The organism is Pseudomonas sp. Eqa60, from assembly GCF_018326405.1.
Taxonomy (GTDB): Bacteria; Pseudomonadota; Gammaproteobacteria; order Pseudomonadales; family Pseudomonadaceae; genus Aquipseudomonas; species Aquipseudomonas protegens.
In genome coordinates, this window is record NZ_AP024342.1 from 1,687,813 (window position 1) to 1,708,034 (window position 20,222).

At 61.8% G+C, this 20,222-nt stretch carries 20 protein-coding genes, 1 tRNA gene and 1 pseudogene; 16 read left to right on the plus strand and 6 right to left on the minus strand.

The features are described from left to right. Window positions 1–226: 226 nt before the first annotated feature. Together KI242_RS07575 and KI242_RS07580 are read left to right on the plus strand one after the other, a co-directional pair. On the plus strand, window positions 227–898 hold the full coding sequence (locus KI242_RS07575; RefSeq protein ID WP_011059781.1) for a response regulator: 672 nt from the start codon (window positions 227–229) through the stop codon (window positions 896–898). Further along, window positions 891–2,276: a sensor histidine kinase gene (locus KI242_RS07580; protein WP_011059782.1), complete on the plus strand. Its 1,386-nt coding sequence runs from the start codon at window positions 891–893 to the stop codon at window positions 2,274–2,276. Before KI242_RS07575 ends, KI242_RS07580 begins: the two co-directional genes overlap by 8 nt. Window positions 2,277–2,283: 7 nt before the next feature. On the opposite strand, the gene KI242_RS07585 is transcribed toward KI242_RS07580, so the two are convergent. Then, a complete protein-coding gene (locus KI242_RS07585) occupies window positions 2,284–3,105 on the minus strand; it encodes an HDOD domain-containing protein (RefSeq protein ID WP_011059783.1) in 822 nt (273 codons plus the stop codon). A 37-nt stretch (window positions 3,106–3,142) separates the two neighbouring features. Next, window positions 3,143–4,084 carry a folate-binding protein YgfZ gene (locus tag KI242_RS07590; protein ID WP_041116481.1) on the minus strand — a complete coding sequence of 314 codons (942 nt, stop codon included), beginning with the start codon at window positions 4,082–4,084 and terminating at the stop codon, window positions 3,143–3,145. Between the two features lie 149 nt (window positions 4,085–4,233). Between KI242_RS07590 and KI242_RS07595 the strand changes: the two genes are divergently transcribed. Both KI242_RS07595 and KI242_RS07600 read left to right on the plus strand, forming a co-directional pair. Further along, entirely contained in the window at window positions 4,234–4,488 is a 255-nt protein-coding gene (locus KI242_RS07595; protein WP_011059785.1) for a succinate dehydrogenase assembly factor 2, read from the plus strand. Beyond that, window positions 4,472–4,924, plus strand: a complete 453-nt coding sequence (locus tag KI242_RS07600; protein WP_125062242.1) for a protein YgfX — start codon at window positions 4,472–4,474, stop codon at window positions 4,922–4,924. The genes KI242_RS07595 and KI242_RS07600 overlap by 17 nt, the downstream gene beginning before the upstream one ends. On the opposite strand, the gene nadB is transcribed toward KI242_RS07600, so the two are convergent. Next, on the minus strand, window positions 4,893–6,509 hold the full coding sequence (gene nadB / locus KI242_RS07605) for an L-aspartate oxidase (RefSeq protein WP_011059787.1): 1,617 nt from the start codon (window positions 6,507–6,509) through the stop codon (window positions 4,893–4,895). The genes KI242_RS07600 and nadB overlap by 32 nt on opposite strands. A gap of 558 nt (window positions 6,510–7,067) precedes the next feature. On the opposite strand from nadB, the gene rpoE reads away from it, so the two are divergent. The 4 genes from rpoE to KI242_RS07625 all read left to right on the plus strand — a co-directional run bounded on the left by rpoE (window position 7,068) and on the right by KI242_RS07625 (window position 10,888). Beyond that, the gene (gene rpoE, locus KI242_RS07610; RefSeq protein ID WP_007930230.1) at window positions 7,068–7,649 is read left to right on the plus strand and encodes an RNA polymerase sigma factor RpoE; all 582 of its coding nucleotides are present in this window, start codon (window positions 7,068–7,070) and stop codon (window positions 7,647–7,649) included. A gap of 31 nt (window positions 7,650–7,680) precedes the next feature. Further along, window positions 7,681–8,268 carry an anti sigma-E factor RseA C-terminal domain-containing protein gene (locus KI242_RS07615; protein WP_011059788.1) on the plus strand — a complete coding sequence of 196 codons (588 nt, stop codon included), beginning with the start codon at window positions 7,681–7,683 and terminating at the stop codon, window positions 8,266–8,268. A gap of 8 nt (window positions 8,269–8,276) precedes the next feature. Beyond that, entirely contained in the window at window positions 8,277–9,233 is a 957-nt protein-coding gene (locus tag KI242_RS07620) for a MucB/RseB C-terminal domain-containing protein (protein WP_015634518.1), read from the plus strand. Between the two features lie 224 nt (window positions 9,234–9,457). Beyond that, window positions 9,458–10,888 (plus strand): DegQ family serine endoprotease, encoded by a 1,431-nt coding sequence (locus tag KI242_RS07625; protein WP_011059790.1) that lies wholly within the window; start codon window positions 9,458–9,460, stop codon window positions 10,886–10,888. Window positions 10,889–10,963: 75 nt separating this feature from the next. Here the strand turns inward: KI242_RS07625 and KI242_RS07630 are convergent. Beyond that, a pseudogene (locus tag KI242_RS07630) lies at window positions 10,964–12,396 on the minus strand (M48 family metalloprotease). A gap of 232 nt (window positions 12,397–12,628) precedes the next feature. On the opposite strand from KI242_RS07630, the gene KI242_RS07635 reads away from it, so the two are divergent. Both KI242_RS07635 and KI242_RS07640 read left to right on the plus strand, forming a co-directional pair. Next, window positions 12,629–12,868, plus strand: coding sequence for a sulfurtransferase TusA family protein (locus KI242_RS07635; protein WP_011059792.1), 240 nt, complete (start codon window positions 12,629–12,631; stop codon window positions 12,866–12,868). 40 nt (window positions 12,869–12,908) lie between these two features. Continuing rightward, window positions 12,909–13,979, plus strand: a complete 1,071-nt coding sequence (locus KI242_RS07640; protein ID WP_011059793.1) for an AI-2E family transporter — start codon at window positions 12,909–12,911, stop codon at window positions 13,977–13,979. 37 nt (window positions 13,980–14,016) lie between these two features. Here the strand turns inward: KI242_RS07640 and KI242_RS07645 are convergent, their stop codons facing one another. Both KI242_RS07645 and KI242_RS07650 read right to left on the minus strand, forming a co-directional pair. Further along, window positions 14,017–14,490, minus strand: coding sequence for a peroxiredoxin (locus KI242_RS07645; protein WP_011059794.1), 474 nt, complete (start codon window positions 14,488–14,490; stop codon window positions 14,017–14,019). A 9-nt stretch (window positions 14,491–14,499) separates the two neighbouring features. Further along, window positions 14,500–15,060: a glycine cleavage system protein R gene (locus KI242_RS07650; protein ID WP_011059795.1), complete on the minus strand. Its 561-nt coding sequence runs from the start codon at window positions 15,058–15,060 to the stop codon at window positions 14,500–14,502. A 326-nt stretch (window positions 15,061–15,386) separates the two neighbouring features. On the opposite strand from KI242_RS07650, the gene dapA reads away from it, so the two are divergent. The 6 genes from dapA to KI242_RS07680 all read left to right on the plus strand — a co-directional run bounded on the left by dapA (window position 15,387) and on the right by KI242_RS07680 (window position 20,217). Further along, the gene (gene dapA, locus KI242_RS07655) at window positions 15,387–16,265 is read left to right on the plus strand and encodes a 4-hydroxy-tetrahydrodipicolinate synthase (protein WP_011059796.1); all 879 of its coding nucleotides are present in this window, start codon (window positions 15,387–15,389) and stop codon (window positions 16,263–16,265) included. 17 nt (window positions 16,266–16,282) lie between these two features. Beyond that, window positions 16,283–17,398: an outer membrane protein assembly factor BamC gene (gene bamC, locus KI242_RS07660; RefSeq protein WP_212806028.1), complete on the plus strand. Its 1,116-nt coding sequence runs from the start codon at window positions 16,283–16,285 to the stop codon at window positions 17,396–17,398. Between the two features lie 4 nt (window positions 17,399–17,402). Beyond that, window positions 17,403–18,161, plus strand: a complete 759-nt coding sequence (locus KI242_RS07665) for an MBL fold metallo-hydrolase (RefSeq protein ID WP_011059798.1) — start codon at window positions 17,403–17,405, stop codon at window positions 18,159–18,161. A gap of 28 nt (window positions 18,162–18,189) precedes the next feature. Beyond that, window positions 18,190–18,903: a phosphoribosylaminoimidazolesuccinocarboxamide synthase gene (gene purC / locus KI242_RS07670; protein ID WP_011059799.1), complete on the plus strand. Its 714-nt coding sequence runs from the start codon at window positions 18,190–18,192 to the stop codon at window positions 18,901–18,903. Window positions 18,904–18,987: 84 nt separating this feature from the next. Further along, a tRNA-Ser gene (locus KI242_RS07675) sits at window positions 18,988–19,077 on the plus strand. A gap of 573 nt (window positions 19,078–19,650) precedes the next feature. After that, a complete protein-coding gene (locus tag KI242_RS07680; RefSeq protein ID WP_015634520.1) occupies window positions 19,651–20,217 on the plus strand; it encodes a fimbrial protein in 567 nt (188 codons plus the stop codon). The last annotated feature ends 5 nt before the right edge of the window (window positions 20,218–20,222 follow it).

The window sequence follows — 20,222 nt, forward strand, 5'->3', positions numbered from 1 at the left end:
TCCGTTATTGTTCTTATTTTGACGAAAACGCTTCGAGGCGTTTTGCGGGTCAGCGGCCTTCACGGCCAGGGCAGTCGAGACTGTCCGTGGCGGGACTCTAAAGGGCCAACCTTTCGCTAACCTTTCAGTGCACTTTCGTGGCTTTCGGGCTTCACAGCGGCGGTTGCGGCGGTACACTCCGCGCCAAAGAGCGGCGTCGATCCCCCCTGAAACGAGGTAAACAGCCATGCGAGTCCTGCTCGTGGAAGACCATCTGCAACTGGCCGAAAGTATCGCCCAGGCGCTCAAGAGCACCGGCCTGACCGTGGATGTGCTGCACGATGGGGTGGCGGCCGACCTGGCCCTGGGCAGCGAGGAATACGCCGTGGCGATCCTTGATGTCGGCCTGCCGCGTATGGATGGTTTCGAAGTGCTGGCGCGCCTGCGGGCCCGCGGCAAGAACCTGCCGGTGCTGATGCTGACCGCCCGCAGCGACGTCAAGGACCGGGTCCACGGCCTGAACCTGGGGGCCGACGATTACCTAGCCAAGCCCTTCGAGCTGACCGAGCTGGAGGCCCGGGTCAAGGCCCTGTTGCGCCGCAGCGTGCTGGGGGGCGAGCGCCAGCAGCGTTGCGGAGTGCTGGCCTATGACCTGGACACCCGGCGTTTCACCCTGGGCGAGGAGTTGCTGACCCTGACTTCCCGCGAACAGGCGGTGCTCGAAGCCTTGATCGCCCGCCCTGGCCGGGTCATGAGCAAGGAGCAACTGGCCTCCCAGGTGTTCGGCCTGGACGAAGAGGCCAGCCCCGACGCCATCGAGATCTACGTGCACCGCCTGCGCAAGAAGCTCGACGGCCATGCGGTCGCCATCGTCACCTTCCGCGGCCTGGGCTACCTGCTGGAAAGCCGCGATGCATAAGCCCAGCAGCCTGCGCTGGCGCTTGCTGTGGAACCTCGCACTGCTGCTGGTGGTGCTGATGCTGGCCAGCGGCCTGAGCGCCTACTGGAACGGCCGTGAGGCCGCCGATACCGCCTATGACCGGACCTTGCTGGCTTCGGCGCGAACCATTGCCGCCGGCTTGTCCCAGCGCGATGGCAGCCTGAGTGCCAACGTGCCCTATGTGGCCCTGGACACCTTTGCCTACGACAGCGCCGGGCGCATCTACTACCAGGTCAACGACATCCATCAGACACTGATTTCCGGTTATGAGAACCTGCCCGGGCCGCCGCCCGGCACCCCGCGAACCGATGATTACCCGGCCCTGGCGCGCTTCTACGACGCCCGCTACCAGGGCCAGAACGTACGGGTGGTGAGCCTGCTCAAGGCGGTCAGCGAGCCGAACATGAACGGCATGGCGGAAATCCGCGTGGCGGAGACCGACGAGGCGCGGGTGGCCATGGCCCGCAGCCTGATGGCCGATACCCTGCTGCGCCTGGGCATGCTGGCCATCGGCGCCCTGGTGCTGGTGTGGTTTGCGGTGAGTGCGGCCTTGCGCCCCCTGGAACGCCTGCGCGGGGCGGTGGAAGAGCGCCAGCCGGACGACCTGCGGCCGCTGCCCCTGGTCTCGGTGCAGCGCGAACTGTGGCCGCTGGTACGCGCCTTGAACCATTTCACCGAGCGCCTGCGCGGGCAGTTCGAGCGCCAGGCGCAGTTCATCGCCGAGGCCGCCCATGAGTTGCGCACCCCGCTGGCTGCGCTCAAGGCCCGCCTGGAACTGGGCTTGCGCGCGAGTGAGCCGGATACCTGGCGCGCCACTCTGGAAAGTGCTGCCCAGGGCACCGACCGCCTGACCCACCTGGCCAATCAGTTGCTGTCCCTGGCCCGGGTGGAAAACGGCGCCCGGGCGATCGCCGAGGGCGGGGCGCAGTTGCTCGATCTCAGCCAGCTGGCCCGGGAACTGGGCATGGCCATGGCGCCTCTGGCCCACGCCCGGGGCGTGGCCCTGGCCCTGGAGGCCGACGAACCGGTGTGGCTCAGGGGCGAACCGACCCTGCTCAATGAACTGCTCAGCAACCTGGTGGACAACGCCCTGGCTCATACTCCGCCGGGTGGCAATGTGGTGCTGCGGGTGTCACCGCCCGGGGTGCTGGAGGTGGAGGACGATGGGCCGGGCATTCCCCTGGAAGACCGTGACCGGGTCTTCGAGCGCTTCTACCGGCGCAATCAGCAGGGTGCGGGTTCGGGCCTGGGGCTGGCGATCGTCGGTGAGATCTGTCGCGCGCACCTGGCACAGATCAGCCTGCACGATGGCGAGCCGTCGGGGTTGAAGGTGCGGGTGAGCTTTACAGCCGGCTAGGGGATGCTCAATAGAGCATGGAGCGGGATTCTTCCAGGTCCAGGCACATGGCCTTGTTGTCCGGGTCTATCCCCAGCTTCTTGAAGGCCGGCACGCTGAAGGCGTCGATCCGCGACAGCGGGTGCTCGGTGTCCTTGTGGCAGTACAGGGTCGCCACCTGGACCAGGTCGACGTAGTCGATCCGGCTCGACTGGCGGCTGAAGTCCAGGTATTGCCCGGGGATCTCCACCAGTTGCTCGGGGAACTCCCAGACCCGCAGCAGCTTGTCTCCCAGCAACGGGTGGATGCGCTCGATCACGTGATTGAGGCTGACCGGGTCGGAGAGCAGTTCGTAGTGGTCTTCGGCGTAGGTAAGAATCGGCAGCACGCCAATCTGGTGCACCAGGCCGCCCAGGGCCGCCTGGTCCGGCTTGAGCTGGCTGTAGCTGCGGCACAGCGCATAACTGACCCCGGCCACCTCCAGGCTGCGGCGCCAGACATCGCGCATTTTCTGTTCCACCACTTCGGAGCGGGCGTTGAAGATCTGCTCCATCACCAGGCCGATGGCCAGGTTGCTGCTGTAGTTGACCCCCAGGCGGGTGATTGCCGTGTGCAGGTCGGTGACTTCCTGGGCCGCCCTTAGCAAGGGGCTGTTGACCACCTTGATCAGCCGCGCCGACAGCGCGGTATCGCGGCCTATCACCTTGCTCAGGGTACTGACGCTGATTTCCGGGTCTTCGGCGGCCTGGCGAATCTGCAGGGCCACCTCCGGCAGGGTTGGCAGAACCAGGTCATCGTTGCCGATGGCCTCCAGCAAATCCTGTTGGACCTTTTGCGCCAGCTCAGTCATGTAAGTTCTCTAGGGTGTTGCAAGAAAAGGCAGGCAATCAGCGCTGGATCTCGCGGTCGCGATCCAGCTGGTACGGCAGGTCCAGCAGTTGCAGGGTCGGCCCTTCGAGTGTTTCCAGGTGCAATTCGCCCCCTTCCACCGCTTCGGCCTGCAGCACGGCCAGCAGTTCCACGCCCTGTTGTGCCCGGGCGGCCAGGACCACTTCGCCAATGGCGCTGTTGTGGCTGGGAGCGAACAACGCAGTGCCTGGAACGGGGAGGGCGTCGCCAGGCAGGGCAAGGCGGTACAGGCGACGCTTGAGCTTGCCCAGGTACTGCATGCGGGCGACGATTTCCTGGCCGGTGTAGCAGCCTTTCTTGAAGCTGACGCCGCCAACGGCCTGCAGGTTGAGCATCTGTGGAATGAACAGTTCACGGGTCTCGGGCATGACTTGGCCGAGGCCGGCGCGGACTTGCCCCAGCAGCCACTGGTTCAGCTCGCCCTCGGGCAGTTGCGCGGCCAGTTGCTGGCGCAGGCTGGCGACGCGCTCGGCCGGCACCCAGAGTTCGGCGCGCTGGCTGGATACGCGCAAGGCGATCAGGCCATCGGCGCGGGCCACGGAGCCGTCTTCCTCGGGCAGCTCAAGGCCCAGACCGCTCAGGGCGACCTGGGCATCGGCCAGGCCGAAACGCGCCCAACTGGCGCTTTCGTCGGCAAGCTTGGCCTTGGAGAACACCGCGTACTTCTTCAGGTCCGCCAGTTGCGGCTCGATCAGCTCGCGGGCCATGGCCAGTAGGCAGCCGTCGCCTTCCAGAAGGATGCGGAAGCTCGATTGCATGCGGCCTTTCTGATTGCAGCGGGCGCCGAGGCTGGACTGGCTGTCACTGAGGTAATTGAGGTTGCAGGTCAACTGACCCTGAAGGAATTTGCTGGCGTCAGGCCCGCGGACAGCGAGCACGCCTTCGTGGGAGAGGGGGCAGAAAAAAGCGGAGTCAGCCATGGTTCATCGCAGGGTAAAAAGTCTGGAGCACATCATAAGGGGGCGCCCCTGAAATGGATAGTTCACAAAGGATGGGTGGCCACCGACCAAAGCCGACTGTTCTCGTCTCCCCCGGGCTGTATACTTGCGCTCTATTTGAGGAGCGCTCCATGGTTGAAGATGTTGAACTGAATCGCCTCTACTGGCACAGCCGCCGCGGCATGCTTGAGCTGGACGTATTGCTGGTGCCGTTCGTCAGGGAGGTGTACCCGCATCTCAATGAGACCGACCGCGAGTGCTATCGCAAGCTGCTGGAGTGCGAGGATCAGGACATGTTTGGCTGGTTCATGGAGCGCAGCGAGTCCGAGGACCCCGAGCTGCAGCGCATGGTCCGCATGATTCTGGACCGTGTCCAACCCAAGTAGGTTGTTCGAATGCCGCTGGCGTGCCTCACGGCAACTGCTGGCGGCCTACCTGCTGGCCCAGGCGTTCGCCCTGGGCGCGTTTTTCCTGCTGGATCTTCCGTCTGTCGCCAGGCTCGTGGGGCTAGGGTTGTGCCTGCTGCATGCCAGCTGGGTGTTGCCGCGGCAGATTCTCTTGAGCCATCCACGGGCCTTCACCGGGTTGCGCCATTCGCCCGAAGGCTGGCAGCTGTGGAGTCGATCCGAGGGGTGGCAGGCCGTGCAGTTGCGCCCCGACAGCCTGGCGCTGCCATTGATCGTGGTGCTGCGTTTTCGGCTGCGGGGCGAGCGCTGGGTGCGCTCACTCTGTGTACCGCGGGACGCGCAGGCCGCCGACCAGCATCGGCGCCTGCGGCTGCGGCTCAAGTTCAGCCGGCGTAGGTGGGCGGCACCAGAATAGTGTCCCGGGCCTCGGGCAGCATCTGCGGGTAGTCCAGGGTGTAGTGCAGGCCGCGGCTCTCCTTGCGCTCCATGGCCGAGAGAATCATCAGCTCGGCCACCTGGGCCAGGTTGCGCAGCTCGATCAGGTCACGGCTGACCTTGTAGTTGCTGTAAAACTCGTCGATCTCGTCCAGCAGCAGGCGCACCCGGTGCTGGGCCCGCTGCAGGCGCTTGTTGGTGCGCACTATGCCTACGTAGTCCCACATGAACCGCCGCAACTCGTCCCAGTTGTGCGCAATGATCACGTCTTCATCGGAATCGGTGACCTGGCTGGCATCCCAGGCGGGCAGGGCGATGGGGATCGACACCTGGGGCAGTTGCCGAAGGATGTCGGCCGCCGCCGAACGGGCGTAGACGAAGCACTCCAGCAACGAGTTGCTGGCCATCCGGTTGGCGCCGTGCAGGCCGGTGAAGCTGGTTTCGCCAATGGCGTACAGGCCCGGCACGTCGGTGCGGCCCTGTTGGTCCACCATCACCCCGCCGCAGGTGTAGTGCGCGGCCGGCACCACCGGGATCGGCTGCCGGGTGATATCGATGGAAAACTCCAGGCAACGCTCGTAAACGGTGGGGAAGTGGCTCTTGATGAAGGCTTCCGGCTTGTGGCTGATGTCCAGGTAGACGCAGTCGATGCCCAGGCGCTTCATTTCATGGTCGATGGCCCGGGCCACGATGTCCCGTGGTGCCAGCTCGGCCCGAGGGTCGAAGCGCGGCATGAAGCGTTCGCCGTTGGGCAGCTTGAGGTGGGCGCCTTCGCCACGCAGGGCTTCGGTAATCAGGAAGCTCTTGGCCAATGGGTGATACAGGCAGGTGGGGTGGAACTGGTTGAATTCCAGGTTGGCCACCCGGCAGCCCGAGCGCCAGGCCATGGCGATACCGTCGCCGCAGGCACTGTCGGGGTTGCTGGTATAGAGGTAGACCTTGGCTGCGCCGCCGGAGGCGAGGATCACGAAGCGTGCGCCAAAGGTGTCGACCTGGCCGGTGCTGCGGTTGAGCACGTAGGCTCCCAGGCAGCGGTCGCCTTCCAGCCCCAGGCGTTTTTCGGTGATCAGGTCGACGGCGACCCGTTGTTCCAGCAATTCGATATTGGGGTGTTGCCGAGCCTGGGCCAGCAGGGTCTTGAAGATGGCCGCACCGGTGGCATCCGCCGCGTGGATGATCCGCCGGTGGCTGTGGCCGCCCTCGCGGGTCAGGTGGAATTCGAAGCCGCTGTCGTCGCTGCTGGAGTCTTCGTCGCGGGTAAAGGGCACGCCCTGGTCGATCAGCCACTGGATGGCCTCGCGGCTGTGTTCAACGGTAAAGCGCACCGCATCCTCGTGGCACAGGCCGCCGCCGGCATTGAGGGTGTCATCGACGTGGGATTCTACGGTGTCGGTATCATCCAGAACGGCCGCGACGCCGCCCTGGGCCCTGAATGTCGAGCCGTTGGCGAGGTCGCCTTTGCTCAAGACGGCAATACGCAGGTGGCTGGGCAGGGTCAGGGCCAGGCTCAAGCCGGCGGCACCGCTGCCAATCACCAGAACATCGTGTTGAAACTGTTGGCTCATTTGAAGGATTCCGCTCAAAGCGACCCGGGAAGGGGTTGGCGCAAGACGCCTGAATCGGCAAGTCAAAGCAGCCACACAGCCCACTAGTATATAGAGGGGGGGATCGGCACAATAGTCGCGCCTTCATGGCATTGTGCGACTTCACCGAGCAAAAGCGTTGCTCTCGGTCAGTCCGATATTCGGAGCATTCCAGCCTCTGGAGCGGCTGATCGAAGACATAGGGCGGTTTTTCTTGCCACCGTTACACAATCTTCGTCTGGCGCAGCTATAAAGATTGGGAACTTTTGCCAAGGCCCCAAACTCAATAGAAGGTTGCCTGAAAGAAGGGACAGCGTCGGTTATATCCAAGGTTTACAGTGTGTCCCTTGTGACAGAATTCGACGACAGGATTATTCGCGCAGCCGGCCTCGCCCGTGCTGCGTTTTTCGTGCGTGCCGGATCAGAGCCCGCAGGAAACTTGCTTGGAGGGGGAGAACTTTTGCGAAAAGCCCGAGTCTATGTTTGCAAGCCTGATCGTTTAGTGATGCAAGCCTCCTCCGAGCTTATCGAGGAGTGTTCATGCTAACCCAGGAAGAGGATCAGCAGCTGGTCGAACGCGTTCAGCGTGGCGACAAGCGAGCGTTCGATCTGCTCGTGCTGAAGTACCAGCACAAAATTCTCGGGTTGATCGTGCGTTTCGTGCACGACACCCATGAAGCCCAGGATGTTGCACAAGAAGCTTTTATCAAGGCTTACCGTGCGCTAGGTAATTTTCGGGGTGACAGCGCGTTTTACACGTGGCTGTATCGTATCGCCATCAACACGGCGAAAAACTATCTGGTTTCACGCGGCCGCAGGCCGCCGGATAGCGATGTAAGTTCTGAGGATGCGGAGTTCTATGACGGCGATCATGGCCTGAAGGATCTCGAATCGCCGGAGCGTGCGTTGCTGCGGGATGAGATCGAGGGCACCGTCCATCGAACCATCCAGCAACTGCCTGAAGATTTGCGTACGGCCTTAACTTTACGTGAATTCGATGGTCTGAGTTACGAGGACATTGCGAGCGTCATGCAGTGTCCGGTGGGTACCGTGCGCTCCCGGATTTTCCGCGCTCGGGAAGCCATCGATAAAGCCCTGCAGCCGTTGTTGCAGGAAACCTGAGACAGCGGCGACAGCCAAGAGAGGAACCGCCATGAGTCGTGAAGCCCTGCAGGAATCGCTGTCCGCGGTGATGGATAACGAAGCGGACGAACTGGAATTGCGTCGGGTATTGAATGCCGTCGACGAAGTGGAAACCCGTGAGACCTGGGCCCGTTATCAAATCGCCCGGGCAGCCATGCACAAGGAGTTGCTGCTTCCGCGTCTGGACATCGCCGCTGCCGTTTCTGCAGCTCTGGCTGATGAGGCCGTACCGGCCAAAGCCTCCCGCGGACCTTGGCGCAGCCTGGGCCGTCTGGCAGTAGCTGCCTCGGTGACCGTGGCCGTGCTGGCCGGTGTTCGCCTGTACAACCAGGACGAGATCGCAGGTGTCGAACTGGCACAGCAAACCGGCCAGCCCACCCTGGCGACTCCACAAGTCAAAGGGCCGGCAGTACTGGCCGGCTACAATGAAAGCTCGGAAGCTACTGGCCCCATGGCCAATGGCGTACTACAAGGGCAGCCAGGCTGGCACGATCAGCGTCTGCCAAGCTACTTGCGCCAGCACGCCCAGCAAGCTGCACTCAAAGGCACTGAAAGCGCTCTGCCTTACGCCCGTGCGGCAAGCCTGGAAAACCGCTAAGGAGGATCATGCGCGCCATACCTCTATTAACGCTTCTGCTCAGTGGCTGGTTTGTGGTTCCAGCCCATGCCGACGAAGCCCAGGACTGGTTGCAGCGTCTTGGGCAAGCGGAACAGCAGCAAAGCTTTCAGGGCACTTTCGTTTACGAGCGCAACGGTAGTTTTTCTACCCATAACATCTGGCATCGTGTCCAGGATGGAAAGGTCCGTGAGCGGTTGATCCAGCTCGATGGGTCCGCTCAAGAGGTGGTGCGTGTCGATGGTCGTACCCAGTGCGTCAGTGGCGAGTTGGTGGCAGGTCTCGGGGATTCCCCGGACGGTGCGGCCCGAGCCCTGGACCCGCAAAAACTCAAGAATTGGTACAACCTTGCTGTCATCGGCAAGTCGCGTGTGGCCGGTCGCCAGGCGGTGATCGTTTCGGTCACGCCCAAGGACCAGCATCGCTATGGTTTCGAGCTGCACCTGGATCGTGAGACCGGGCTGCCGCTCAAGTCCCTGTTGCTCAACGACAAGGGGCAGTTGCTGGAGCGCTTCCAGTTCACTCGCCTGGATACTGCGGATGTGCCTGACGACGTCGAGTTGCGTCCCAGCGCTGGCTGCAAGCCGGTGTCTCTGGACAGCGACAAGGCCTCGGCGGTCAAGACTGTGCAAACCTGGCATTCCGACTGGCTGCCTCCGGGCTTCGAATTGACCAGCAGCAGTGCCCGCAAGGATCCGGAAACCAAATCCATGGTCAACAGCCTGCTGTATGACGATGGTCTTGCGCGCTTTTCGGTGTTTCTCGAGCCGCTCAACGGCGCATCGGTCACCGATACCCGCACTCAGCTCGGACCTACGGTGGCTGTATCACGCCGCCTGACTACCCCCGATGGCGAGATGATGGTCACGGTGGTCGGGGAGATCCCCATTGGTACTGCTGAACGTATTGCGCTGTCGATGCGTTCCGATACCACTGCCAAGCAATGAGCCTTTGTTGGTTGTGTAAGAGGTCAGTGATGCCCGCTCCACAATTGAGAAGATGAAATGTTTGGTCAGCAATTTCATTTGCAAAATTCCCAGAGTTTTTCTATAGGTCAGAACCCCCTCGGTTCTGACCTTATTTGTCGTTCCTGGAACAAAGATGCCGCCCCTGCAGTTTCGGTATTTGCTGTTCCATATCGCTTAACCACGCTCGTCGTAACGGGAGCCGTATGTCGATACCACGCTTGAAGTCCTACTTCACCATTCTTGCCACCGTGCTGGTGCTTGGGCAGGCCGTTTCTGCCCAGGCGGCCGAGCTGCCTGATTTCACCCAACTGGTCGAGCAGGCCTCGCCTGCGGTGGTGAACATCAGTACCACGCAGAAACTGCCGGACCGCCGGGTTTCCAACTCGGCGCAGATGCCCGACCTCGAAGGCCTGCCGCCAATGCTGCGCGAGTTCTTCGAGCGGGGCATGCCCCAGCCACGCTCTCCGCGCGGGGATCGTCAGCGCGAAGCGCAGTCGCTGGGTTCCGGGTTCATCATCTCCGCGGACGGTTACATCCTCACCAACAACCACGTGATCGCCGATGCGGACGAAATTCTTGTGCGTCTGGCCGATCGCAGTGAGCTGAAAGCCAAGCTGATCGGTACCGACCCACGCTCCGACGTAGCACTGCTGAAAATCGATGGCAAAGACCTGCCGGTGCTGAAACTGGGTAAATCCCAGGACCTCAAGGCCGGCCAGTGGGTGGTGGCCATCGGCTCGCCGTTCGGCTTCGACCATACCGTGACCCAGGGTATCGTCAGTGCCATCGGTCGCAGTCTGCCGAACGAAAACTACGTGCCGTTCATCCAGACCGACGTGCCGATCAACCCGGGCAACTCCGGTGGCCCGCTGTTCAACCTGGCCGGTGAAGTGGTGGGGATCAACTCGCAGATTTACACCCGCTCCGGTGGTTTCATGGGCGTGTCTTTCGCCATCCCGATCGATGTGGCGATGGACGTTTCCAACCAGCTGAAAACCGGTGGCAAAGTCAGCCGTGGCTGGCTTGGCGTGGTAATCCAGGAGGTCAACAAGGACCTGGCTGAATCCTTCGGCCTGGAGAAACCGGCCGGCGCGCTGGTGGCACAGATCCAGGATGATGGCCCGGCGGCCAAGGGCGGCCTGCAAGTGGGGGACGTGATCCTCAGCCTCAATGGCCAGCCCATCGTCATGTCGGCCGACCTGCCGCACCTGGTAGGCGCGCTGAAGGCCGGGGCCAAGGCCAACCTGGAAGTGATCCGCGACGGCAAGCGCAAGAATGTCGAGCTGACCGTCGGCGCTATTCCTGAAGAAGACAAAGACCTGAGCATGCTGCCCAAGTCGGGTGTCGAGCGCAGCAGCAACCGTCTGGGTGTAGCGGTGGTCGAGCTCAACGATGAGCAGAAGAAAGCCTTCGACCTCAAGGGCGGGGTGGTCATCAAGGAAGTCCAGGACGGTCCTGCGGCGCTGATCGGCCTGCAGCCGGGCGACGTGATCACTCACCTGAACAATCAGGCGATCACTTCGGCGAAGGAGTTCACTGAAATCGCCAAGGCATTGCCGAAGAACCGCTCGGTGTCCATGCGGGTACTGCGTCAGGGGCGAGCCAGCTTCATCACCTTCAAGCTGGCCGAGTAATTCGCCAGCCCCTGAGGTTGCCCAATAAAAAGCCCGCCTCGTAAGAGGCGGGCTTTTTTGTGGCTTGCGTCAATGTCAGCGCATCATGTCCTTGACCATCTGTTCCTGGTCCATCATCTCGCGCTGACGAGCGTCGATCCTCGACGACAGGGGGAAGTTGCTGCCGGCCCGGCGCTTGGCGAAGTCCAGCTGCTGGATGGCTTGGCGATAGTCGCCCACCAGTGCGAAGTACTCGGCTCGGGCCTGGTGCAGGCCGATGATATTGCCCGACAGGCCGCGGGTTTCCGCCACCAGGTACCAGACATCCGGGTCGTCCGGGCGGCTTTTCAGCAGGCCTTCCAGGGCCTTTTCGGCATCGGCCGGGCGGTTCTGCTTGAGCAGCAGGTCCACGCGGATCTGGTTCAAGGGGTAGTTGCCCGGGTACAGGTTGAGCATCCTTTCGACCCGAGTCTGCGCGTCTGGCAGTCGGCTGTTGGCCATGTCCAGTTCGATCTGAGCCAGGTTGTAGGTCACGTCGTTGGGCGACTTGGCCAGCAGGGGCTTGAGGTTTTCCCGTGCTTCGTTCCACTGGCTGCCCTTGATCTGGGCGATGGCCAGGCCGTAGCGAGCGATGTCGTTCTTCGGGTTCTCATCGAGCTGCGCGCGAAAGCGCTTGGCGGCCAGCCCTGGCGATTCCTCATAGGTCAGTTGCACCCGGGCGCGGATCAACTGGTAGCGCAGGCTGTCTTCGGTGCCGCCTTGCCGGGCCTGTTCCGCACGGTTGCGGGTGTCGGCGATCCGCGATTCGGTCACCGGGTGAGTCAGGAGAAATTCCGGCGGCTTGGCATCGAAGCGGTACTGGCGCATCAGGCGTTCGAACATGGTGGGCATCGAGCGCGGGTCGTAGCCGGCCTTTTCCAGGTTGAGGATGCCGATGCGGTCGGCTTCCTGCTCGTTCTGCCGGGAGAAGCGCCGCTGTTCCTGGATGGCTGCGGCCTGGGTGCCGGCGATGGTGGCGATCCCCGCGTCCCCGGCGCCAGCGGCGGCAATCACGATCCCGGCCAGCAGGGCGGCCATCATCGGCACCTGCATGCGCTGCTGGGCTTCGACCCCCCGGGCGAAGTGGCGCTGGGAAAGGTGCGCCAGTTCGTGTGCCAGCACCGAGGCGTACTCGCCTTCGGTCTGGGCATTGAGGAACAGCCCGCCATTGACCCCGATGATTCCCCGGGAGCGGCGAAGGCGTTGAGCTGCGGGCTGTTGATCAGGATGAACTCCAGGCGCCGGTCATTGACCTGGCTGGTTTCCACCAGTTTGTAGACGCTGGTTTCGACATAGTCCTTGAGTTGCGGGTCGTTGAGCTGCGAAACCTGGCTGCGCAGCAACGCCAGCCAGGCACGGCCCAGTTGGTATTCCTGTTGCGGAGAGACAATGGCTGAACTGGCATCACCAAGTGACGGCAGGTCGTCGGCGAAGCCCGGTGAGGCGAGCAGGCAAGCGAGCGTCAGCAGGGTAGGGCGCAATACATTCATGCACAAAGCCTTAATCGACAAAGGCTCTACTGTAGCTGGACACCTGGCCGGGGACCAGACAAAGCCAGTGAAAACTCTGAGGATAAAAAGTGCTTTTGGGTAAATTCCGGCGTCTACCTGATCGTGGCTCCGGCAGCACGCGGCAGTGCTCTGGTGTCGGCCTTCTTTATTGCCGGCGGGCCTGGCTTGCAGGGTATTCTAGACGCCTTGAATTGATGATCGGAGTAACCCAATGACCGATGTTGTCGCCCATGATGCCGAGCTGGACGCCAGCGGCCTGAACTGCCCGCTGCCGCTGCTCAAGGCCAAGATGGAACTCAATCGCCTGGCCAGTGGCGCGGTACTCAAGGTCATTGCCACCGATGCCGGCTCCCAGCGTGACTTCCGCACTTTCGCCCGCCTGGCCGGTCATACCCTGCTGCGTGAAGAGGATGAGGCCGGGGTGTATCGCTACTGGTTGAAAAAGGCCTGAGCGCAGTCTGCCCTTGAGGGCCTTCATCTAAGGAACATCGATGTTCAAAGTGCTACGTGACTGGATTCAGCGCTACTTCTCGGATGAAGAGGCGGTGGTGCTGGCCGTTCTGCTGTTTCTGGCCTTCACTGCCGTCCTGACCCTGGGCGGCATGCTTGCGCCGGTGCTGGCGGGGATGGTCCTGGCCTACCTGATGCAGGGGCTGGTGGTGAGCCTGGAGCGGCTGCGCCTGCCTGGCGGGGCGGCCGTGGGGCTGGTGTTCGCGCTGTTCATGGGGCTGCTGCTGGTGTTCATCCTGGTGGTGGTGCCGTTGCTCTGGCATCAGTTGATCACCCTGTTCAACGAGCTGCCGGGCATGCTCGCCAAGTGGCAGTCGCTGTTGCTGCTGTTGCCCGAGCGCTACCCGCATCTTGTGTCCGACGAGCAGGTGCTGCAGGCCATCGAAGTGGCCAGGGGCGAGATCGGCAAGTTCGGCCAGTGGGCGCTGACCTTCTCCCTGTCCAGCCTGCCCTTGCTGGTGAACATCATGATCTACCTGGTGCTGGTGCCGATCCTGGTGTTCTTCTTCCTCAAGGATCGGGCGATGATCAGCCGCTGGGTGATCAGCTATCTGCCCCGCGAACGTACGCTGATTACTCGCGTGGCCCATGAAATGAACCGGCAGATCGCCAACTACATTCGCGGCAAGGTCATCGAGATCGTCATCTGTGGCGGGGTGACCTACATCGCCTTCGTCGCCCTGGGCCTGAACTATGCGGCCCTGTTGGCTCTGCTGGTGGGGGTCTCGGTGGTGGTGCCCTATGTCGGCGCCGTGGTGGTAACAGTACCGGTGGCGCTGATTGCGCTGTTCCAGTGGGGCTGGAGCGATCAGTTCATCTACCTGATGGCGGTCTACGGGATCATCCAGACCCTGGATGGCAACGTGCTGGTGCCACTGCTGTTCTCCGGCGCGGTGAACCTGCACCCGGTGGCGATCATCTGTGCGGTGCTGCTGTTTGGCGGGCTGTGGGGGTTCTGGGGGATATTCTTTGCGATTCCCCTGGCGACCCTGTTCAAGGCAGTGCTGGATGCCTGGCCGAGGAAGGATCCGGTGGTGGCGCCTTTACTCTAGATAACGCGGGGCGGCTGATTCAGCCGCCCCGTTGGTTTCAGGCCTTGTTCAGTGCCTGGGCTGCTGCCAGGACAGCGTCGACGTGCCCCGGAACCTTGACCCCGCGCCACTCCTGGCGCAGTACGCCGTCCTTGTCGATCAGGAAGGTGCTGCGGTCCACGCCCAGGTATTCCTTGCCATAGAGCTTCTTCAACTTGATCACGTCGAACAGCTGGCAGACGGCTTCGTCCTTGTCGCTGATCAGCTCGAAGGGGAACTCCTGCTTGCACTTGAAGTTCTCGTGGGACTTCAGGCTGTCGCGGGAAACGCCGAAGACTTCGGTGTTGGCAGCCTGGAAGGCGGCGTATTGATCGCGAAAGCCCTGGCCTTCGGTGGTGCAGCCCGGGGTGCTGTCCTTGGGATAGAAGTAGATCACCACTTGCTTGCCCTTGAGGTCGGACAGGCTGACGGTCTGCCCGCTGGTGGCGGGGGCCTGGAAATCGGCAATAGGTTGATCGATAGCAACGGCCATGGGGCTTCCTTACATAGGGTTCTGTGGGCGCCAGGGTTCGATCAGCGCGTCGAGGTTCATGGCATCGGCAAAGTCCAGGAACTGGTCGCGCAGCCAACTGATCTGAGTGCCGGCGGGCAGGGTCACGGTAAAGGTGGCATTGAGCATGGTGCCGCCGGTCTGTGGAGCCTGGTAGGTATCGCAGGTGAGGTTTTCCAGCTCGACCTGATGGTCGATGAAGAACTGGCACAGCTCATTGACGATGTCCGAGCGGTACGCGGCGCTGACGTAGGCTACATAAGGCAGGGCCTGGGGGCGGCTTTCCAGGGCGGCGCTGCGCACCACGTTGACCGTGAAGGCATGCTTCTTGGCCAGGAACGGCAGGCTGCTTTCCAGGCGCGCCAGGGCGTCCCAGCTGCCGGAAATCTCCAGAACCAGCGCGCTGCACTCGCCATGCCGGGTCAGGCGCGACGTCACCACGGCGCAGCGGTTTTCATGGCTGGCGCGGCACAGGACGTTGGTCAGCTCCATGGGGTTGGCGCCGAGGGCACTGATGACAAGGAATTGTTCGCGAACTGTGGGGGTGGACATGCAGCATTCCTAAAGCGATGAGCGGTCGGTACTTTTTGACAAGCCAGTACCGGGCAAGCGTCGCCGGCGGAACTTCAAGGCCTCGGACCACAAGCCGGCGACTGGCCCCGAAACGCTCGGAACACAGGCTGGCAACGCGGGAATGGGGCTTTGCAGATCCAACAGGCAGGCGATAACCCGGTCTACACGCTTATCAGTAGCGATCAAAGCCTGAAGGGTAGCGAAAACCATCGCTCAGGGGAATGCTCATGGCGCGGGACTTCGCTTGTGCAAGGAACTTGGCGCCAGTACCATTACCGCTCTCTTTTTCCGGCAGGAGCGGTTGCATGATTGCGGGCAGTATGGTGGCACTGGTCACACCCATGGATGCACAGGGAAATCTCGACTGGGACAGCCTGAGCAAACTGGTGGACTTCCACCTGCAAGAGGGCACCAACGCCATCGTGGCGGTCGGCACCACAGGTGAGTCGGCCACCCTGGATGTGAACGAGCACATCGAAGTGATTCGTCGGGTGGTCACCCAGGTTGCAGGGCGCATTCCGGTGATCGCCGGTACCGGCGCCAACTCGACGCGCGAAGCGATCGAGCTGACCACCAATGCGAAGATCGCCGGCGCCGATGCGTGCCTGCTGGTGACCCCGTACTACAACAAGCCGACCCAGGAAGGCCTGTACCAGCATTTCCGCGCCATTGCCGAGGCCGTGGACATCCCGCAGATCCTCTACAACGTTCCGGGCCGCACCGCATGCGACATGCAGGCCGAGACCGTGATCCGCCTGTCCAGTGTGAAGAACATCATCGGCATCAAGGAAGCCACCGGCGACCTGCAGCGCGCCAAGGCCATCCTGGCCGGCGTGCCCGGCGATTTCCTGGTGTACTCCGGCGATGACGCCACCGCAGTCGAGCTGATCCTGCTGGGCGGCAAGGGCAATATCTCGGTGACCGCCAACGTCGCGCCACGGGCCATGAGCCAGATGTGCGCCGCGGCCATGGCCGGCGATGCCGCCAAGGCCCGGGAGATCCACGAGACCCTGATGCCGCTGAACAAGACTCTGTTCATCGAATCCAACCCTATTCCCGTGAAATGGGCCCTGCACGAAATGGGCTTGATGCCGGACGGTATCCGTCTGCCGCTCACCTGGCTCAGTGCCGCCTGTCACGAACCGCTGCGGCAGGCCATGCGCCAGTCCGGCGTCTTGGTTTAATTGAGGAAGTACAACGCATGAAGCGAATGGCCGGACTTTCCGCACTTGCCTTGATTATCTCCAGCACCAGTGGCTGCGGTTGGATCTGGGGCCCGGAAGGCTACTTCCGTGACCGGGGTAGCGATTACCTGCAAGCGCAACAAACAGCACCGATGCAATTGCCGCTGGATGTACAGACCGCCAAGCGTCTGGACCCTCTGCTGCCGATTCCGCGCAACGTGGCCGACGACAACGTCAAGGGCGAGTACGAAGTGCCTCGTCCACAGCCGCTGTCGGCCATTGCCGATGCCAGCGACTACACCCTGCAAAAGAGCGGCGATTCGCGTTGGGTCATGGCCCAGCATCCACCGGCCGAAGTCTGGCCAGTGGCGGTGCAGTTCTTCCAGGACAACGGTTTCCGCCTGGATCAGCAGCGCCCGCAAACCGGTGAGTTCACCACCGGCTGGCAGCGTTCCGACGAGCTTTCCGCTGCTGTGGCCAAGCGCCTGAGCAGTGCCGGCGTCGCCGCCGACAGCGAAACCCGTGTGCGGGTACGCATCGAGCCAGGCGTGCAGCGCAACACCAGTGAAGTCTACGTGGTCAGTGCCGAGCGTCCCGCCGGCAGCACTGCCGACGTGGAGTTCACCAACCGTTCGGTCAACACCGGCCTGGACGCAGCGCTGGTGGACGACATGCTGGCAAGCATGAGCCGCACCTCCGAGAAGGGCGGTTCGGTGTCTCTGCTGGCGGCCCGCGATTTCGATACCCCGAGCCGAGTCAGCCTCAGCGAGGATGGCAGCGGCAACCCGGTACTGAACCTGGGCGCCGACCTCGATCGCGCCTGGTCCAGTGTTGGCCGTGCCCTGGAACAGGGCGAATGGCGGGTTGAGGACATCAACCGCAGCCTGGGCCTGTACTACATCAACCTGGCGGAAAAAGCCGAGAAGAAAGACGACGAGCCGGGCTTCTTCGGCAAGTTGTTCGGCAGCAAGCCGGCCAAGGAAGAGATCGAAGCCCGTGCCGAGCGCTATCAGGTTCGCCTGAGCAAGGTAGGCGAGAACGTCCAGGTCACCGTCGAGAAGAACATCAACACCGTGGCGCCGGCCGATGTGGCACGCAAAGTGTTGGGCGTGATTCAGGACAACCTGGGCTGATCCGATGCGTTTTGCCGTTCTCGGCAGTGGTAGCCAAGGGAATGGCACGCTGATCGTCAGTGCCGACACCTGCGTTCTGGTGGATTGTGGTTTCTCCCTGCGGGAAACCGAGCGGCGCCTGCTGCGTCTGGGAGTCGATCCCGCGCAGTTGAGCGCCATCCTGGTAACCCACGAACATGCCGACCACGTGCATGGCGTGGGTTTGCTGTCTCGGCGCTACAATCTACCGGTCTACCTCAGCCAGGGCACCTTGCGCGGGATGCGCAAACCGGTGGAGGTCGCGGGTTTTGTCCGCGGTGGCGAGTCGCTGCAGATCGGCGCCTTGCGCATCGACGTGATTGCCGTGGCCCACGACGCCCAGGAACCTACGCAATTTGTCTTCAGTGATGGCCAGCGGCGCTTCGGCCTGCTGACCGACCTCGGCTCCTACTGCGCCGGGGTGCTGGACGGCTACCGTGGCCTGGATGCCTTGATGATCGAGGCCAACCATTGCCGGGATCGGCTGGCACGGGGTTATTACCCGTACTTTCTCAAGCAGCGGGTTGGCGGCGACCTGGGACATTTGAACAACCATCAGGCCGCAAGCCTGGTGGCCGAATTGGGATGGCAGGACCTGCAGCACCTGGTCCTGGCTCATCTGAGCAGCAAGAACAACCTGCCGCAGCTGGCCCGGCAATGTTTTGTCGACACCCTCGGGTGCGACCCGGACTGGCTGCAACTGGCCGATCAAGATTCAGGGCTCGACTGGCGCCACATCGCCTAGCCCACCTACTTAGCAAGCGGAGCCCATCATGGAAAAACGTGAAGAACTCTACCGCGGCAAAGCCAAATCGGTTTACAAGACCGACGACGCCGACCGCTTGATCCTGCTGTTTCGCAACGACACCTCGGCGTTCGACGGCAAGCGCATCGAGCAGCTGGACCGCAAGGGGATGGTGAACAACAAGTTCAACGCCTTCATCATGCAGAAACTCGAAGCCGCCGGCGTGCCGACCCAGTTCGACAAGCTGCTGGGCGACAACGAATGCCTGGTGAAGAAGCTCGACATGATTCCGGTGGAGTGCGTGGTGCGCAACTACGCCGCCGGCAGCCTGGTCAAGCGCCTGGGCGTGGAAGAGGGCATGAAGCTCAACCCCTACACCTTCGAGCTGTTCCTCAAGGACGACGCCAAGGGCGATCCGTTCATCAACGAATCCCACGTGGTGGCATTCGGCTGGGGTACTGCCGAGCAACTGGCGCGCATGAAAGAGCTGTCGCTCAAGGTCAATGAAGTGCTGAGCAAGCTGTTCGATGACGCCGGCCTGCTGCTGGTGGACTTCAAGCTGGAGTTCGGCGTGTTCAGCGACGGCTCCATCGTCCTGGGCGACGAGTTCAGCCCGGACGGTTGCCGTCTGTGGGACAAGGACACCAAGAAGAAGATGGACAAGGACCGCTTCCGCCAGGGCCTGGGCGATGTGATCGAAGCCTACGAAGAAGTGGCCCAGCGCCTCGGCGTACCGCTGTAATCGACGCAAGCATCTGATAGCACGGAAAAAATTTGCTCGGGGGGCTTCGCTTCGAGCAAAGGTGCTGTTATGATGCGCGCCGTTGGAGAGATGCCAGAGTGGCCGAATGGGACGGATTCGAAATCCGTTGTACCTTCACCGGTACCTAGGGTTCGAATCCCTATCTCTCCGCCATACAAATGAAAGCCCCGGAAATCATCGATTTCCGGGGCTTTTTTGTTGCCCGCAATCGGCCGCCCCGGGCCGTGCGCCCCCCCTCCTTATTTTCCAGCAACGCCTTCTGCCGAACTGTTAGCGCCGGCGGAATCAGCAGCGTCCTGCGCCCGGTCGATTCGGCGGTGCGTGGCCAAATATCAATAGTCCACAATACTTGATGCTGTTATCGGCTATTGGATTGATATTCCAGGAAGTTGTTATTAGCGAGTAATTTTAGTTTGTCTGTTGTTTAAGTCGGTTTTCCCTTCCGAGAAATTTCCTGTTTCTCTGCGCGAGCATTCCCGGAAATCATGCTGTAGTGATCTTGATCCAAATAAATCGACTCTTCTATATGCTTGGTCGCTGCTGGCAGACCCGATCCGAACTTGTAGTTCAAGCCGGCCGGGATGCCGGGAACAAGCAGCATTAATTAACTTTTATAAGGTCAGGCAAATCCGTTCTTCCAAGCTGGCGGCAGTATTATTGTCGGTTGCTTTCGGAGGGAAGTGTTTTGTTGTTGCTTCCTTATAATCATTTGGAAAAGGAAATCAGATGAAACGCAAGACTCTCTTGTCCATGGCAACTTCCGGGTTGATGCTGGCAGCATTGATTCCATCCTTTGCCCAAGCTACCGATGGCGTGGTGAAGTTCAGTGGCAGCATCTCTGACACTACCTGCGATATCAACGGCAAGGCACCGGGCGAAGGTAACGAAACCAACGTTGAACTCGGCACTATCAAGCCTACTGTGTTTGACAAGATCGGTGCGAGGTCTCCACTGGTACCGTTCGTACTGCAACTCTCGGGGGCCAACTGCACCGCCGGTAAGAAGGTTTCCATCGAGTTCGATCAGCTCGGTAACGTCGACCCTGCCTCCGGCAACCTCAAGCTGATCGGGAGCAAGCCTGCAACGGGCGTGCAGATCGAGGTCTATAACGACCATGACACCACGCCACAGAAAATCGTCCTGGGCCAAGCCGAAGCATCCCCGCAGATCGCTACGATCTCCACCGACAAGGCGGCAACCCTGAAGTACAAGGCCGCTTACGTATCTACTGAAGCCACCGTCGGTGCAGGTTCGGGCGTGTCCTACATCCGCTACACCCTTGCGTACCAATAACAGCA